Source organism: Pseudomonas sp. 273 (assembly GCF_029201425.1).
Lineage (GTDB): Bacteria > Pseudomonadota > Gammaproteobacteria > Pseudomonadales > Pseudomonadaceae > Pseudomonas > Pseudomonas delhiensis.
In genome coordinates this window covers 5,690,462-5,704,852 of record NZ_CP116775.1, presented here as the reverse complement: position 1 = coordinate 5,704,852, position 14,391 = coordinate 5,690,462, and the positions used below count along the sequence as shown (strand labels likewise).

At 64.8% G+C, this 14,391-nt stretch carries 14 protein-coding genes, 3 tRNA genes and 1 pseudogene; 12 read left to right on the top strand and 6 right to left on the bottom strand.

Annotated features, from left to right (window positions below):
• Nucleotides 1-3: 3 nt before the first annotated feature.
• A complete protein-coding gene (locus PKO50_RS26040) occupies nt 4-2,343 on the bottom strand; it encodes a DUF1631 domain-containing protein (RefSeq protein ID WP_275627648.1) in 2,340 nt (779 codons plus the stop codon).
• Nucleotides 2,344-2,554: 211 nt separating this feature from the next.
• Here PKO50_RS26040 and PKO50_RS26035 point away from each other — a divergent pair.
• The 8 genes from PKO50_RS26035 to cyoE all read left to right on the top strand — a co-directional run bounded on the left by PKO50_RS26035 (nt 2,555) and on the right by cyoE (nt 8,910).
• Nucleotides 2,555-2,630: transfer RNA gene (locus PKO50_RS26035), tRNA-Asn, on the top strand.
• A 9-nt stretch (nt 2,631-2,639) separates the two neighbouring features.
• Nucleotides 2,640-2,716 (top strand) — tRNA-Pro (locus tag PKO50_RS26030).
• A 6-nt stretch (nt 2,717-2,722) separates the two neighbouring features.
• Nucleotides 2,723-2,798 (top strand) — tRNA-Lys (locus tag PKO50_RS26025).
• Between the two features lie 1,331 nt (nt 2,799-4,129).
• Nucleotides 4,130-5,056, top strand: coding sequence for a ubiquinol oxidase subunit II (gene cyoA, locus PKO50_RS26020; RefSeq protein ID WP_275627647.1), 927 nt, complete (start codon nt 4,130-4,132; stop codon nt 5,054-5,056).
• Nucleotides 5,057-5,064: 8 nt separating this feature from the next.
• Nucleotides 5,065-7,041, top strand: coding sequence for a cytochrome o ubiquinol oxidase subunit I (gene cyoB / locus PKO50_RS26015; RefSeq protein WP_109934235.1), 1,977 nt, complete (start codon nt 5,065-5,067; stop codon nt 7,039-7,041).
• Nucleotides 7,042-7,044: 3 nt separating this feature from the next.
• The gene (gene cyoC / locus PKO50_RS26010) at nt 7,045-7,674 is read left to right on the top strand and encodes a cytochrome o ubiquinol oxidase subunit III (protein WP_109934234.1); all 630 of its coding nucleotides are present in this window, start codon (nt 7,045-7,047) and stop codon (nt 7,672-7,674) included.
• The gene (gene cyoD, locus PKO50_RS26005; protein ID WP_109934233.1) at nt 7,674-8,012 is read left to right on the top strand and encodes a cytochrome o ubiquinol oxidase subunit IV; all 339 of its coding nucleotides are present in this window, start codon (nt 7,674-7,676) and stop codon (nt 8,010-8,012) included. The genes cyoC and cyoD overlap by 1 nt, the downstream gene beginning before the upstream one ends.
• A 10-nt stretch (nt 8,013-8,022) precedes the next feature.
• Nucleotides 8,023-8,910: a heme o synthase gene (gene cyoE / locus PKO50_RS26000; RefSeq protein ID WP_089390508.1), complete on the top strand. Its 888-nt coding sequence runs from the start codon at nt 8,023-8,025 to the stop codon at nt 8,908-8,910.
• Nucleotides 8,911-9,206: 296 nt separating this feature from the next.
• Here the strand turns inward: cyoE and PKO50_RS25995 are convergent, their stop codons facing one another.
• The 3 genes from PKO50_RS25995 to PKO50_RS25985 all read right to left on the bottom strand — a co-directional run bounded on the left by PKO50_RS25995 (nt 9,207) and on the right by PKO50_RS25985 (nt 11,422).
• Nucleotides 9,207-10,505 (bottom strand): NAD(P)/FAD-dependent oxidoreductase, encoded by a 1,299-nt coding sequence (locus tag PKO50_RS25995; RefSeq protein WP_275627646.1) that lies wholly within the window; start codon nt 10,503-10,505, stop codon nt 9,207-9,209.
• Between the two features lie 44 nt (nt 10,506-10,549).
• Complete coding sequence (locus PKO50_RS25990; RefSeq protein WP_009617611.1) at nt 10,550-10,723, bottom strand: DUF3094 family protein; 174 nt, start codon at nt 10,721-10,723, stop codon at nt 10,550-10,552.
• Nucleotides 10,724-10,792: 69 nt separating this feature from the next.
• The gene (locus PKO50_RS25985) at nt 10,793-11,422 is read right to left on the bottom strand and encodes a DUF1780 domain-containing protein (RefSeq protein WP_089390510.1); all 630 of its coding nucleotides are present in this window, start codon (nt 11,420-11,422) and stop codon (nt 10,793-10,795) included.
• Between the two features lie 132 nt (nt 11,423-11,554).
• On the opposite strand from PKO50_RS25985, the gene PKO50_RS25980 reads away from it, so the two are divergent.
• From PKO50_RS25980 to PKO50_RS25965, 4 genes are all read left to right on the top strand, one after another.
• On the top strand, nt 11,555-11,971 hold the full coding sequence (locus PKO50_RS25980; protein ID WP_275627645.1) for a GNAT family N-acetyltransferase: 417 nt from the start codon (nt 11,555-11,557) through the stop codon (nt 11,969-11,971).
• Between the two features lie 2 nt (nt 11,972-11,973).
• Entirely contained in the window at nt 11,974-12,444 is a 471-nt protein-coding gene (locus PKO50_RS25975; RefSeq protein ID WP_109934231.1) for an FAD/FMN-containing dehydrogenase, read from the top strand.
• Nucleotides 12,441-13,157, top strand: a complete 717-nt coding sequence (locus PKO50_RS25970; RefSeq protein WP_275627644.1) for an energy-coupling factor ABC transporter permease — start codon at nt 12,441-12,443, stop codon at nt 13,155-13,157. Before PKO50_RS25975 ends, PKO50_RS25970 begins: the two co-directional genes overlap by 4 nt.
• 107 nt (nt 13,158-13,264) lie before the next feature.
• Nucleotides 13,265-13,480 carry a hypothetical protein gene (locus PKO50_RS25965; protein ID WP_275627643.1) on the top strand — a complete coding sequence of 72 codons (216 nt, stop codon included), beginning with the start codon at nt 13,265-13,267 and terminating at the stop codon, nt 13,478-13,480.
• Nucleotides 13,481-13,791: 311 nt separating this feature from the next.
• Here the strand turns inward: PKO50_RS25965 and PKO50_RS25960 are convergent.
• Nucleotides 13,792-13,881, bottom strand: a pseudogene (locus PKO50_RS25960) (PIN domain nuclease); the annotation flags it as partial.
• The gene (locus PKO50_RS25955) at nt 13,881-14,120 is read right to left on the bottom strand and encodes a ribbon-helix-helix domain-containing protein (RefSeq protein WP_275627642.1); all 240 of its coding nucleotides are present in this window, start codon (nt 14,118-14,120) and stop codon (nt 13,881-13,883) included. The pseudogene PKO50_RS25960 and the gene PKO50_RS25955, both read right to left, overlap by 1 nt.
• Nucleotides 14,121-14,391: the final 271 nt, after the last annotated feature.

The window sequence follows — 14,391 nt, the reverse complement described above, 5'->3', positions numbered from 1 at the left end:
CGCTTACTCCTCGGATGGGCTGTTGGGGCGCCCGGCAAAGCGCTGCAACATGCGGTAGATGGCACCCAGTGCGCGGTCGACCAGGGGCTGCTGTCCGGCCCCGGCCAGGCGTACCTTGCCCTGTTCCATCTCCAGTGCCAACTGGCCGATGGGTTTGACCGCGACGCGCTGCCCCAGGTGGTCGACGAACATATAGTTGCGCGTGGTGGGGCTGAACCAGGACAGCTTGAGGCGCCGTGGCGGCGTGCTGTCGGTGAACTCGAACCAGGTGCCGAACTCGATGCGGCGCAGCTCCTCCATGATCGCCCGGGCGCGGATGGACAGGCTTTCCTCGGTCTGCCGCTCGGCCACGCTTTCGCCGTCGAGCATCGCCCCCAGCGGGCTTTCCGGCAGTTCGGGGTGCAGCTTGGCGGCGATTTCAGGCTGCTGGGCCTGGATCGCGTGCTGGCAGGCGACCAGGTCCTGCAGCAGGCGGCGAATGCCGTCCTCATGGTAGCCGCCGAGCACTTCCAGGCCCTTGCGCAGGTCCTCCAGCAGCGCCGGGCGCAGGGCCTGCAGGCGGTCACGGCCGGCGCTGTCCTGCGGCGTGACGCTCCAGGCCAGCTGCTCGGCGATCTCGCAGGCGCGGCGCCATTCGTCGCTGTCGTCGCCGTTGCGCAAGAGGATGAAGGTCAGGGCGTCCGCCCAGCTGAGGTCGAGGAAGTTGCGCACCAGTTGCGGCAGCTCGCGCTCGGCGGTGGCCCGGCGGATGACCTCGATCGCCTGCTCGCGCGCGCCCAGCAGGCGGTCGCGGCCGCGGGCCGCCTCGGTGGCGCGGCGTTCGCGCAGTTCGGCCTTCTGGCGGATGTTGGCGATGTATTCGTTGAAGTCGCCGAGCAGCTCGTCGAACAGGCGCAGCTCGCCGGCGAAGTCCTGGATCACCCGTTCCACCACCCAGTGCATCTTCGCCAGCAGCCCGCGCTCCTCGCCGTCGCCGCCGTACAGCGAGCCGGCCTGGGCCATGGCGTTGAGCAGGCGGCGGGCCGGGTGGTGGTGCTGGGTGAACAGCGCCTTGTCCAGCAGGGCCACCTTGAGGAAGGGGGTGTGCAGGTGCGAGAGGGTAGTCTTGCAGCTGTCCGGCAGGCTCTCGTCATCGAGGATGAAGTCGAAGACCATGCCCACCAGGTCGATGACGTCGGCTTCCTGGTCGGTCAGCTTGTTCTGCCCGGGGTGGTCGCTGCTGGCCTCCAGCTGTTGGTGCAGCTCTTCCTTGAACTGCTGCACCGCCTGGGGCTGGCGGATGCGCCGGGCGAGGTCCTGGGCAGAGATGCGCTGCAGGCGGTTGAGCGCGTCGAGCAGTTCCCCGGCGCTGTAGGTGCGGGTGGCGCTGCGTGGGGTCAGGCGGACGATGCTGTCGCTGTTGCCGAAGTTGTCCAGGCCGCGCCGCCGGTGTTCGGCGAGCAGGGCATTGAGGCCGCCGTAAAGGGCCTGCTGGTCGCTGGGCGGGTAGGGCGGCAGCTCGCTGAAGTCCAGCGGCGGCGCCTCGGTTGTGCTGGAGGCGCCCGGAGCGCCCTGGGGCTGCGTGGCATTGCCGCCGGCGGCACCTGTCGGCGGCGTTGGCGTGGCCTGCCCGGGGGCCTGTGATGCCGGGCGTGGTGCCGGGTGCGAGCCCTGCTGGGGACGGTAGCGCAGGTTGGGCAGGATGCCGGCCTCGGTCAGGCGCCGGTTCAGCTGTTCATAGAGAGGCGGCAGGTTGCGCATCACCTGCTGGTCGAACAATACATAGAGCACGGTCTTGATGCGCAGGGCGAAGCGGCTTTCCGCGAGCATCTCGCGGAAGCACTGGGCGATGGCCTGGGGCCCGAAGGGGTTGCTGTCCTCGGCCAGCTTGCTGCCGTTGTTGAGCAGGGCCAGGCGCTGGTCCAGGGCGAACAGGGACTGCGCGCACTGCGCCTTGACCTGGTTCACCATGTTGGTGACGAGCAGGGTTTCCTCGTATTCCTCGTTGCCGACCAGGGACAACTGCTCGACGTCCAGCTCCTCCAGGTGCGCCCGGGAGGGCAGGGTGCCCTGCATGAAGTCGCTCAGGCCCTTGGCGAAACGCTGGTGATAGAGGCGCTCGAGGGTGGGGCGCTGGCGGCGGATCTCGCGCATGCTGTCGAAGAACAGCGCCTGCACCTGGTTGTTCTCGGCTTTCTCGGCGCATTCGAAGAGGGTGTCGTCGACCTGTGCGAAGACCGCACCCAAGAGCTCTGCCAGGTGGTTCATCGCCAATTGCCGGCAGCCCTGTACCAGTTCGCCGAAGCGTGGCTGGATGGCCCGGCTGGCGACGTTGGGAGACGGCGGGGTGTCCTTCGAACTCATGGGCGATCCTGTCCGTGATCTCATCGCCTGCGGGCGAGGCAACTTGGGTTTTATGCAGATATAGCAATCTGCCTGCCGGCCTGCAAAGAAAAAGAAGAAAAACTTTTTGGATCAGAGGGTTGACAGTCCGTTCGAGACCCGTAAAATGGCGCGCCTCTGATACGGGAAACGGCGAAAGCCGAAACGTAGAAGGGATTGGAAGGCTCGTCGTTCCGCGATAGCTCAGTCGGTAGAGCAAGTGACTGTTAATCACTGGGTCCCTGGTTCGAGTCCAGGTCGCGGAGCCAACTTCCAAGCGGGGTATAGCGCAGTCCGGTAGCGCGCCTGCTTTGGGAGCAGGATGTCGGGAGTTCGAATCTCTCTACCCCGACCATATCGAGGGTCGTTAGCTCAGTCGGTAGAGCAGTTGGCTTTTAACCAATTGGTCGTAGGTTCGAATCCTACACGACCCACCATCTTCCAGCCGATCGCTTAGGCGAACGGCAACGAAAAGCCCGCGGTCTCGTCGAGATCGCGGGTTTTTTCGTTTCATGGCTGTGGCATTCGAGGCGGTAGGCGGGGCTTGCTCGATTTCGTAGGGGCGAGCTTGCTCGCGAACCGGCGGGTGACGTCTGCGCTCGGGGTCAACTCCGCTCCCTCTCCCTAACCCTCGGCTGCGCGCCCCGCCCTGAAGGGAGAGGGGACCGTTGGGCAGGCACTGATGTTCTGGAGTCAGCCGGCAACACCGAGAGCTGCCGGCTGAAACCTGGCCTTCTCTCGGCACCGTCTGCCCCCTCTCCCTTCAGGGAGAGGGCTGGGGAGAGGGTAAGGAGCCAGACCGAAACAATGCAGTCACCGGTGAGCACGGTTCGCGAGCAAGCTCGCTCCTACGAAAAGCCGAGCCATCCGTAATGAGGCTGTCATTTCGCCGGGCTAATGTTTTTCACCGTTTGTACCCTTCGTGAAATCAGTCATATCCGGCCGGTTTTTGCCCAGTCAAAAACGGCCATTCCGTCAGAATCTGAAACGCTTTTCCCCCTCGAACCGCTTGCTGCGGCGATGTGTCGCACTCTGCGCAGGGCATCTGCGAGCGCATTTTCAATCGGCTTGATCGGCGTCATTTCCAGACTGGCGAAGCTGTTCTAGGGCGTCTTTCAAGGGGCGCCCACGATGCGGCTGGATGCCGCGCCAGATGGGGCATCCAGGCATCTTGACGATGGCGTTCGGAAGGCGCCGGAAAGCGATTTTCCAACCTTGCATTTTCTGCGGGAATTGATCGTTTTTCGAGCAGCCGCGGCAGCCATTCTTAACCCTGGCGAGAAAATGTCTTGTTAAAAATGAAGGGGCAGGGCCTTGCCAGTGGTTTCTGAAATGTCTTGTAATATCGCCCGCCCATTCCTGACCCCATAGCGCCTCGGTTCCAGCGTCGCAGAACCTTGGCAGGCACTCGCCGCAGGCGGTGCTGGAATAACAACGAGGGGCTGACTGTGGTGGGTTTCTGCTCAACGACGAGTAGGGCAATCCGCTCGTGAACAGGTATTGGCCAGGCAGGCTTCCCAAGGAAGCGGCAGGGCAGGTGCCAACACGCTGAATAACACGGAACGAATCAGCACACGGATCGGTTTCGCTACGCGAAAGCCGGGCTGGGTTCCTTTTGCCTTGTTTTCTTGCAGCGCCGATTCGCTACCCCATGGATCCACCAAGACGTCTCGCCTCGGAAGGCGCGGCGGGCAGTTCGTCGAGCATGAACCCTGCGTGGGTAAATCTCATGGGCGGTGTAGCTATGTTCATCCATTAAGGCCGCAAGATGAAAATAGACCAGTACTCTGGATACCTGAAGAGATTGTCCTTGCTGCTCCCGCTGCTCTCCCTGGGCGGTTGCAACATGGTCCTGTTCGACCCCAAGGGGCAGATCGGTGCTGACGAGAAGTCGCTGATCATCACCTGCACCCTGCTGATGCTGCTCGTGGTGGTGCCGGTGATCGTCATGACCCTGGCATTCGCCTGGAAGTACCGCGCTTCCAACACCAAGGCCACCTACATGCCCGACTGGGCGCACTCCACCCGCATCGAAGTGGTGGTGTGGCTGGTGCCCTGCATCATCATCGCCATCCTCGGCTGGCTGACCTGGGAATCCACCCACAAGCTGGACCCCTACCGCCCGCTGGATTCCGACGTCAAGCCGATCACCATCCAGGCCGTCTCGCTGGACTGGAAATGGCTGTTCATCTACCCGGAACAGGGCATCGCGACCGTCAACGAGATCGCCTTCCCGAAAGACACCCCGGTGAACTTCCAGATCACCTCGGACACCGTGATGAACTCCTTCTTCATCCCGCAGCTGGGTAGCCAGATCTACTCGATGACCGGGATGCTGACCAAGCTGCACCTGATCGCCAACGAAGAAGGCGTGTTCGACGGCATCTCCGCGAACTACAGCGGCGCCGGCTTCTCCGGCATGAAGTTCAAGGCCATCGCCACTTCCGAGCAGGGCTTCCAGGACTGGGTCGCCAAGGTCAAGGCCGCTCCGGCCGGCCTGCAGGAAGAAGGCTTCCCCGAGCTGGCCAAGCCGAGCGAGAACGTTCCGGCCACCTACTTCTCCTCGGTCACCCCCGACCTGTTCCAGCACATCCTGACCAAGCACGAGCGTGCCGGTCTGGCCATGGGCAAAGGCAAGGGTGAGCACGCCGAAGGCGGAGCCGACACGCAATCCAATCCGAGTATCCAGGAGTAACCGCGCAGATGTTCGGGAAACTGACTCTGTCGGCCGTGCCCTACCACGAGCCGATCATCATGATCACGCTGGCGGTCGTAGCCCTTGTGGGCCTCGGCGTCTTCGGCGCGGTCACCTATTACCGCAAGTGGACCTACCTGTGGACCGAATGGCTGACCTCCATCGACCACAAGAAAATCGGCGTGATGTACATCATCGTCGCCCTGATCATGCTGCTGCGCGGCTTCGCCGACGCCATCATGATGCGCGGCCAGCTGGCCCTGGCCGAAGGTGCCAACCACGGCTTCCTGCCGCCTGAGCACTACGACCAGATCTTCACCGCGCACGGCATGATCATGATCATCTTCATGGCCATGCCCTTCATGACCGGCCTGATGAACCTGGCCGTGCCGCTGCAGATCGGCGCCCGCGACGTGGCCTTCCCGTTCCTGAACTCCCTCAGCTTCTGGCTGCTGGTGGTCAGTGCGATGCTGGTCAACGTGTCCCTGGGCCTGGGCGAGTTCGCCCGTACCGGCTGGGTGGCCTACCCGCCGCTGTCCGAGCTGGCCTACAGCCCGGGCGTGGGTGTGGACTACTACATCTGGGCCTTGCAGATATCCGGGATGGGCACGCTGCTGACCGGCATCAACTTCCTGGTCACCGTGTTCAAGATGCGCACCCCGGGCATGAAGCTGATGCAGATGCCGATCTTCACCTGGACCTGCACCTTCGCCAACATCCTGATCGTCGCGTCCTTCCCGATCCTGACCGCTGCCCTGGGCCTGCTGTCGCTGGACCGCTACCTGGACATGCACTTCTTCACCAACGAGCTCGGCGGCAACGCCATGATGTACATCAACCTCTTCTGGGCCTGGGGCCATCCTGAGGTGTACATCCTGATCCTGCCGGCCTTCGGTATCTTCTCCGAAGTCACCGCCACCTTCGCCGGCAAGCGCATGTTCGGCTACACCTCGATGGTGTGGGCGAGCGCCGCGATCACCTTCCTCGGCTTCACCGTGTGGCTGCACCACTTCTTCACCATGGGTTCGGGCGGCGACGTCAACGGCTTCTTCGGCGTTGCGACCATGCTGATCTCCATCCCCACCGGGGTGAAGCTGTTCAACTGGCTGTTCACCATCTACCGTGGCCGCCTGCGCTTCGACACCCCGATCCTGTGGACCCTGGGCTTCATGGTCACCTTCACCATCGGTGGCATGACCGGCGTTCTGCTGGCCATCCCGGGTGCCGACTTCCTGCTGCACAACAGCCTGTTCCTGATCGCCCACTTCCACAACACCATCATCGGTGGCGCGGTGTTCGGCTACCTGGCCGGCTTCGCCTTCTGGTTCCCGAAAGCCTTCGGCTTCAAGCTGGACGAGAAGTGGGGCAAGCGTTCGTTCTGGTGCTGGCTGGTCGGCTTCTACATGGCCTTCATGCCGCTGTACATCCTCGGCTTCATGGGCATGACCCGTCGCCTGAACCACTACGACAACCCGCTGTGGAAGCCGTACCTGGTGGTGGCCTTCTTCGGCGCCGTGCTGATCCTGTTCGGCATCCTCAGCCAGCTGATCCAGCTGTTCGTCTCGATCAAGAACCGCAAGCAACTGGCCGACGTGACCGGCGACCCGTGGGGCGGCCGCACTCTGGAATGGTCCACTTCCTCGCCGCCGCCGTACTACAACTTCGCGGAACTGCCGGTGGTGCGTGACGTCGACGCCTTCCACGAAATGAAGCAGAACGGCCGCGCCTACCAGGCTCCGGCGTCCTACAAGCCGATCCACATGCCGAAGAACACTGCCGCTGGCTTCTCCATCGCGCTGTTCGCCTTCATCTTCGGCTTCGCTGCGATCTGGCACATCTGGTGGCTCGCGGGCATCGGCTTCGTCGGCATGATCGCCTCCGTCATCGTGCGCAGCTACGTCACCGACCTGGACTACTACGTCCAGCCGGACGAGATCGAGCGCATCGAGAACCGCCACTTCCAGCAACTCGCCAAACAGGTCTGATCCATGTCTACGGCAGTATTGAGCAAACACTCGGTCGCCCACGAAGCGGGGCATGACCACGATCACGAACACCACGACGCGGGTGGCATGACGGTCTTCGGCTTCTGGCTGTACCTGATGACCGACTGCATCCTGTTCGCCAGTGTCTTCGCCACCTACGCTGTGCTCGTCGGCCATACGGCCGGCGGCCCCAGCGGCAAGGACATCTTCGAACTGCCCTACGTGGCCGTCGAAACCGCGATCCTGCTGATCTCCAGCTGCACCTACGGCCTGGCCATGCTGGCCGCGCACAAGGGCGCCAAGGCCAAGGCCATCGCCTGGCTGGGCGTGACCTTCCTCTGCGGCGCCGCGTTCATCGCGATGGAAGTCAACGAGTTCCATCACCTGATCGTCGAAGGCTTCGGCCCGAGCCGCAGCGCCTTCCTGTCGTCCTTCTTCACCCTGGTCGGCATGCACGGCCTGCACGTGAGTGCCGGCCTGCTGTGGATGCTGGTGCTGATGGCGCAGATCGGCACTCGTGGCCTCACCGCGCAGAACAACACCCGGATGATGTGCCTGAGCCTGTTCTGGCACTTCCTGGACATCGTCTGGATCTGCGTATTCACCGTCGTCTACCTGATGGGGGCCGTGTAATGAGCGCCGCTGCACACGACAACCACGGCGCCGGCCACGGCAGCCTGGGTTCCTACGCAATCGGTTTCGTGCTGTCGATCATCCTCACCGCGATTCCGTTCTACATGGTCATGGACGGCGGCTTCACCCGCCACGCGACCATCCTCGCCATGGTCATCCTCGGCCTGGTGCAGGTGGTGGTGCACCTGGTGTGCTTCCTGCACATGAACATGTCCTCGGAAGGCCGCTGGAACGTGATGGCGTTCATCTTCACGGTGATCGTCATCCTGCTGGTGGTGGGCCTGTCGCTGTGGATCATCTTCAGCGCCGACACCCTGATGATGCCGATGGTGAACTGAGGCTGACGACGTGAAGCTGAAGCGTTATCTCCTGGTGACCAAGCCAGGCATCATCTTCGGCAACCTGATCGCCGTGGCGGGGGGCTTCTTCCTCGCCGCGCGCGGCAGTGTCGACCCGATGCTGCTGCTGGCGACGGTGATCGGGCTGTCGCTGGTGGTGGCCAGTGGTTGCGTGCTGAACAACTGCATCGACCGTGACATCGACCGCCACATGGAGCGTACCCGCGGCCGCGTGACCGTGACCGGGCAGATCTCGCTGAAGGCCGCCCTGGCCCACGGCGTGGTGCTCGGCCTGGCGGGCTTCGGCCTGCTGGGGTGGAAGACCAACGTGCAGGCGACCCTGATGGCGGCGTTCGGCTTCGTCGTCTACGTCGGCTTCTACAGCCTCTGGCTCAAGCGCACGTCGATCTACGGCACCCTGGTGGGCAGCCTCTCCGGGGCCATGCCACCGGTGGTGGGCTACTGCGCCGCCGCTGGTCATTTCGACATGGGCGCCGCGGTGCTGCTGCTGATCTTCTGCCTGTGGCAGATGCCGCACTCCTACGCCATCGCCATCTTCCGCCTGAACGACTACAAGGCGGCGGGCATCCCGGTGTGGCCGGTGGCGCGCGGCATCGAGGCGACCAAGCGGCAGATCCTCTACTACGTGCTGGCCTTCGGCGCCGCCACCCTGCTGCTGACCGTCACCGGCTTCGCCGGCTACGGTTACCTGGTGGTGGCCCTGGCGGTCAGCGCCTGGTGGCTGTTCATCGCCGTCTCGGGCTTCCGCGCCGAAGACGATCGCCTGTGGGCACGCAAGCTGTTCGCGTTCTCCATCATCGCCATCAGCGTGCTGAGCCTGATGATGTCGATCGACTTCCAGGGCCTGCCGGCCCCGGCGCTGGTAGCCGCGCTGTAAGGCAAGCCAGTGGTACGAAAAAGCCGCCCCGAGGGGCGGCTTTTTCATGCCTGGAAAAACATCGCGAACGTTACGCTGTGATCGCGCACGGCTTTTCGTAGGAGCGAGCTTGCTCGCGAACAATAGGCCCACCGCCGAACCCTCCTGTAGGAGCGCGCCCTGCGCGCGAATCGCGGGCAGGGCCCGCTCCTACAGGGAGCACGGAGCGGATCGCGGATGAATCCGCTCCTACAGGTGTACGGGCCCCTGGCGTAGGGCGCATAACCGTTCGCGGTTATCCGCCGTTTCCCGGCGCGTCAGTGCAACTTCAACCGCGGCTCGGTACTGCGCCCGATGCGGTCGCCGATCATCATCAGCGCCGTGCGGGTAAAGCCATACAGCGCCATCTGGTGCATGCGGTACAACGAGATGTAGAACATCCGCGCCAGCCAGCCTTCCAGCTTCACGCTGCCCATCAGGTTACCCATCAGGTTGCCCACCGCGCTGAAGCGCGACAGCGAGATCAGCGAGCCGTAGTCGGTGTAGCGGTATTCCCCCAGCGGCTTGCCCTCCAGGCGCGCCACCAGCGACTTGGCCAGCAGCGAGGCCTGCTGGTGCGCGGCCTGGGCGCGCGGCGGCACGCTGCGTTCGCTGCCATCGCCGAGCGGGCAGGCGGCGCAGTCGCCGAAGGCGAAGATGTTCTCGTCGCGGGTGGTCTGCAGGGTCGGGCGCACCACCAACTGGTTGATGCGGTTGCTCTCCAGGCCGTCGAGGTCCTTGAGCAGGCTGGAGGCGCGGATGCCGGCGGCCCAGACCTTGAGGCTGGCGGGAATGAACTCGCCGCTGGCGGTCTTCAGCCCCTCGGCGGTCACCTCGCTGACCGGCGAGCCGACCAGCACGCGCACGCCGAGCTTCTCCAGGGTGCGGTGCACTGGCTGGCTGATGCGCTCGGGCAGCGCCGGCAGTACCCGCGGGCCGGCCTCGATCAGGGTGATGCGCATGTTCTCCGGCTGGATACCGTTCAGCCCGTAGGCCGCCAGCTCCTGCGCGGCATGGTGCAGCTCGGCCGATAGCTCGACGCCGGTGGCGCCGGCGCCGACGATGGCCACGCTGATCTGGTCGTCCTCGCCCTGGCGGGCATGGGCGCGCAGGTAGTGGGTGAGCAACTGCTTGTGGAAGCGCTCGGCCTGTTCGCGGGTGTCCAGGAAGATGCAGTGCTGCGCGGCCCCGGCGGTGCCGAAGTCGTTGGTGGTGCTGCCGATGGCCAGGACCAGGGTGTCGTAGCCCAGGGTGCGCGCCGGCAGCAGCTCGCTGCCGTCCTCGTCGAGGGTGGCGGCCAGCTGGATGCGCCTGGTCGCGCGGTCCAGCCCGCTCATCCGGCCGAGCTGGAACTGGAAGTGGTTCCATTTCGCCTGGGCGACGTAGTTCAGCTCATCCTCCGCGGAGTTGAGCGAGCCGGCGGCCACTTCGTGCAGCAGGGGTTTCCAGATGTGGGTGAGGTTGGCGTCTACCAGGGTGACCTGGGCGCGACCCTTTTTACCCAGGGTGCGGCCGAGACGGGTCGCGAGCTCCAGCCCGCCGGCGCCGCCGCCGACGATCACGATACGATGGGACATGGGACGTACTCATAGCTAGGGAATCCTGTGCGGGCCGGCGGCGCTCAGTGCGCGAGGTAGGCCAGGAGGCGGCTGAGCAGTCCCAGGACGATGACCACGAGGGTGAGCCCGGCCATCATCAGCCAGGGCTTGAAAGGTGCACGCTCGACTTGGTGAACGGGCGAGCTGAGGTACTGCTCGACCTTCTGCTGGTCTTCGGGGCTCAAGCGACTGGGCATGGGCGGCCTCCGTTTCTAATGCCGAGCATTCTAGTCGGGTGTTGGCTTGCGCTCAATCCGACCCGTCGGTCAGAGCCCGACACCATTGTCGAGCAGCACCACGCGGCCGAGCTGGCTGCGCAGGAAATCCGGGGCGTCCTCGTGGGCGAAGATCACCCGGGCGAAGTTCGGCCCCACCAGCGACAGCGAACGCCAGCCCTGGCGCAGGAACTCCGTGGGCGGCGGAAAAGGGGTGTTGAAGTCCGGCGTCTCGCGCTTGAGGCTGACGAAGGCGAGCAGGTCCAGCTCGCCCGGGTCGATGCCGCGCTCGCTGTAGTTGTGCGCCTTCTTGCGCAGGGTTGGCGCCAGACGCCGCTGCAGCTCGCTGCAGTTGATCCGCCGCGGCTTCTGCTCGCGGCGGATCAGCTGGCGCAGGCTCTGGGCCAGGCGCCGGCGTTGCAGCTCCTCGCGCCATTCCTCGTTGAGCCGGCGACCCTCGTCGAGGACGAAGAACACCTCGAAGCAGGCGTCGCGGAACAGCACGTCCGGCGGCTGTTGTTCCGGCGCGATGAACTCCTCCTGGCGAAAGGGTACCTTGAGCGTCTGCAGCAGGCGCTCGCAGGCCCAGCACTCCCGGTCCCACTTGCGCGCGTTGGAGAGGAACTCATTGGCCAGTTCCGCCTGACGCCGGAGCAGGTGCAGGTAATCGGTTTCATTCATATCAACAGCTTAGCCGCTGCTGGCGCTTCGGTCCCGCTGCGACATGGCGCCTCACCCCATGGCCGGGCAAAAGTGCCGGAGTTGGCGACGCCCTGTGTACACTGTGGCGGTCCTTCCCCGGAGCCCTTCAGCATGTTCCTGCGCAGCGCCTCGACCGCCGATCACCCGCGGCTCATCGCCCTCTGGGCGCGCACGCCGGGCATCCAGCTGCGCCGCGACGACGACTTCGAACCCTTCGCCGCCTACCTGGCGCGCAACCCCGGTCTCAGCCTGGTACTGGAGGCCGAGGGGCAACTGGTCGGCAGCCTGCTGGTCGGCCACGACGGCCGCCGCGGCTACCTGCAGCACCTGGTGGTGGATGCGCCCTACCGGGGCCGCGGGCTGGCCCGGCGCATGCTCGACGAGGCGCTGGCACGCCTGGCGCGGCTGGGCATCGGCAAGTCCCATGTCTTCGTATTGCGCGACGCGCCCGAAGCCCTGGCCTTCTGGGAAGGGCAGGCCGGCTGGGGGCGGCGCGACGACATCCTGGTCTATTCCGCTGGAGCCTGAGCATGAGAAGCCTGTGTGCCGCACTGTTGTTGTTCCTGGTCCCGCTGCTGGCCCAGGCCGCTGGCGAGGAGGTGCCCCCGGCGGGGTGGACGCTGCTCGACCAGTACGAAAAGCCCTACACTCAGAACGACGACCTGAAGGTCCTGCTGGTCGCCCGCGACATGGCCGGCGGCAAGCTGCTCAAGGCGGCGCTCGAAGGCCGCCCGCAGGGCTACCTGGAACGGCGGCACGCGATCTTCGTCGCCGACATCAGCCGCATGCCCTCGCTGGTCTCGAAGATGTTCGCCGTGCCGGCCATGCGCGACTACAACTACCGCGTGCTGCTCGACCGCGAGCCGCGGGTGGCCAGCCACTTCCAGGTGCCGGCGGACAGCGTGCTGTGGATAAGCCTGCAGCAGGGCAGGGTGACCGCCACCCAGGCCTACGATTCCGCGCCCGCGCTGCGTGAGGCCCTGGAGCAGGTCCGCCCGTGATAGCCGCGCAACTGCTCTCGGAAGAGAGCCTGGCCCTGGGCTGGGCGCTCTACCTGCCCGCGCTGGCGCTTGCCGCGTGGCGCACGCCCTGGGTGGAACTGGTCAGCGACTTCCGCCGCCAGCACCTGGTGTTCGGCACCATGCTGGCGTTGTTCCTGCTGTGGCTGGTGCGCAGGGACTTCGCCTCGGGGCTGTCCTTCCACTTCATCGGCATGACCGCGGTGACCCTGCTGCTGGACTGGCCGCTGGCGCTGCTCGTCGGCCTGGTGGCGCAGCTCGGCCTGTGCCTGCTGGGGCGCCAGGACTGGGCGGCGATCGGCGTCAACGGCGTGCTGCTGGTGCTGGTGCCGGTGTTCATCACCGAAATGGCGGCGCTGTTCGTCGAGCGCCGCCAGCCGCGCAACCTGTTCGTCTACATCTTCTGCTCGGGCTTCTTCCCCGCGGCGCTGGCAGCCCTGTGCAGCATGCTGCTGGGCCTGGGCCTGCTGTGGGTGGACGGCATCTTCCCGATGCCGCCCTGGCTGGACGACTTCATCGGCTACCTGTGGCTGATCATGTTCCCCGAGGCCTTCATCAACGGCACCGTGGTCACCGGCCTGGTGGTCTTCTACCCGGACTGGCTGGAAACCTTCAACCGCACCCGCTACCTGCAGGCGCCCTGGAAGGAAGAGAAGAAGGACGAGGGCACGGACGACGAGGATGACCGGCGTTGATGACAGCCGATTCGCGGCTGTCATCCCTTTCCTCGGATTGATCCAGGTCAGTTCGCCGCAAGCGCCACGCCGGGACACTCTGCTGCCCCACAGCGATGGAGAACGGCATGAGCATTCACAGTTGGGCCGAACAGCGCCTTCACGAACTGCTGGTGGAAGCCGAGGCGGCCGGCATGGACACGCAACTGGTGTTGCGCGCCCTGCTCAGCTCGCTGGTACGGGCCAACGCCCAGGTGCGCACGGAAGAAGACCTGGCGCACGAACTGCACTTCCTGGCCGAGAACCTCGATGAGGAGCGCGATTACGCGTTCATGCGGCCGTGACGTTGCACCGAGTCCGTTCGTAGGATGGGTGGAGCGAAGCGATACCCATCGCCGGTACCGGATGACGGGGAATGCCGTCCTTGCTGTTGATGGTGGGAGCGTGCGGGCACTGTCGAAACAACCTGCACCGAGATGCTCTTCGTAGGAGCGAGCTTGCTCGCGAACAGATTCCGCAGTGAAGCTCATTCGCGAGCAGGCTAAGCCTGTCCCCGCCGGGCGGATTCATCCGCAATGCCCCTGCAGCGGCGACGCATTCGACTCCTCGACGGCCCGGGCTCCGAGGTCGATGAGCTTGCCACGGCCCGCAATGTTGCCCGCCACGCGCGATAGATGGCGTCGGGCGCGCCATGGGGCGAGATGAGGGCATTGAACAGGATGTTGCTATCCAGCACGACCCGCATCAGCGCTTGCGTGCCCAGGCCAGCGCTTCGTCGACCGCACCAGCCAGTTCGGCTTCGCTCCGCTGGGCGTTGGCGGCCTTGGCCTGTTCGGCGCTCAGTTCCAGGATATGGGCTCGCACCGCCTCCTCGATGAAACGCGACAGGTCGCCCTTTCGCCCTCCGCCCTGGCTGGCCAGGAACATGCGTAGCGCCTGGTCGGTATCGGCCGAGACGGCGACGTTCCAGCGAACGGTTTCCATGATGATTTCCTGCAATAGGTGTTTATGTGCCTGTGTGTTCATATGCCGAAATCCGTAGCGAGCACAACAGCGCAATCAAGCCCCGAGGCAGAAGCCATTCGCGAGCAAGCTCGCTCCTACCAGAAATATGTTGTGCGGCGACCGCATAGGCGTAACTGTGAGCCACCTGAGCCGAGCGCTCTTTGTAGGATGGGTTGAGCCTTGGAGAAACCCTGCGGCCATGGCGATGGAGTTTCTTCTACACCCGTAGGAGCAACTGTCTTCTGGGCTC

What these genes read in the sequence shown, in the direction of transcription:
- cyoA (WP_275627647.1), top strand. Translation starts at nt 4,130, where the DNA reads ATGAAAATAGACCAGTACTCTGGATACCTGAAGAGATTGTCCTTGCTG.
- PKO50_RS25955 (WP_275627642.1), bottom strand. Translation starts at nt 14,120, where the DNA reads ATGGAAACCGTTCGCTGGAACGTCGCCGTCTCGGCCGATACCGACCAG.
- PKO50_RS25995 (WP_275627646.1), bottom strand. Translation starts at nt 10,505, where the DNA reads ATGTCCCATCGTATCGTGATCGTCGGCGGCGGCGCCGGCGGGCTGGAG.
- cyoD (WP_109934233.1), top strand. Translation starts at nt 7,674, where the DNA reads ATGAGCGCCGCTGCACACGACAACCACGGCGCCGGCCACGGCAGCCTG.
- PKO50_RS25975 (WP_109934231.1), top strand. Translation starts at nt 11,974, where the DNA reads ATGAGAAGCCTGTGTGCCGCACTGTTGTTGTTCCTGGTCCCGCTGCTG.
- PKO50_RS25990 (WP_009617611.1), bottom strand. Translation starts at nt 10,723, where the DNA reads ATGCCCAGTCGCTTGAGCCCCGAAGACCAGCAGAAGGTCGAGCAGTAC.
- PKO50_RS26040 (WP_275627648.1), bottom strand. Translation starts at nt 2,343, where the DNA reads ATGAGTTCGAAGGACACCCCGCCGTCTCCCAACGTCGCCAGCCGGGCC.
- PKO50_RS25965 (WP_275627643.1), top strand. Translation starts at nt 13,265, where the DNA reads ATGAGCATTCACAGTTGGGCCGAACAGCGCCTTCACGAACTGCTGGTG.
- cyoB (WP_109934235.1), top strand. Translation starts at nt 5,065, where the DNA reads ATGTTCGGGAAACTGACTCTGTCGGCCGTGCCCTACCACGAGCCGATC.
- PKO50_RS25985 (WP_089390510.1), bottom strand. Translation starts at nt 11,422, where the DNA reads ATGAATGAAACCGATTACCTGCACCTGCTCCGGCGTCAGGCGGAACTG.
- PKO50_RS25980 (WP_275627645.1), top strand. Translation starts at nt 11,555, where the DNA reads ATGTTCCTGCGCAGCGCCTCGACCGCCGATCACCCGCGGCTCATCGCC.
- cyoC (WP_109934234.1), top strand. Translation starts at nt 7,045, where the DNA reads ATGTCTACGGCAGTATTGAGCAAACACTCGGTCGCCCACGAAGCGGGG.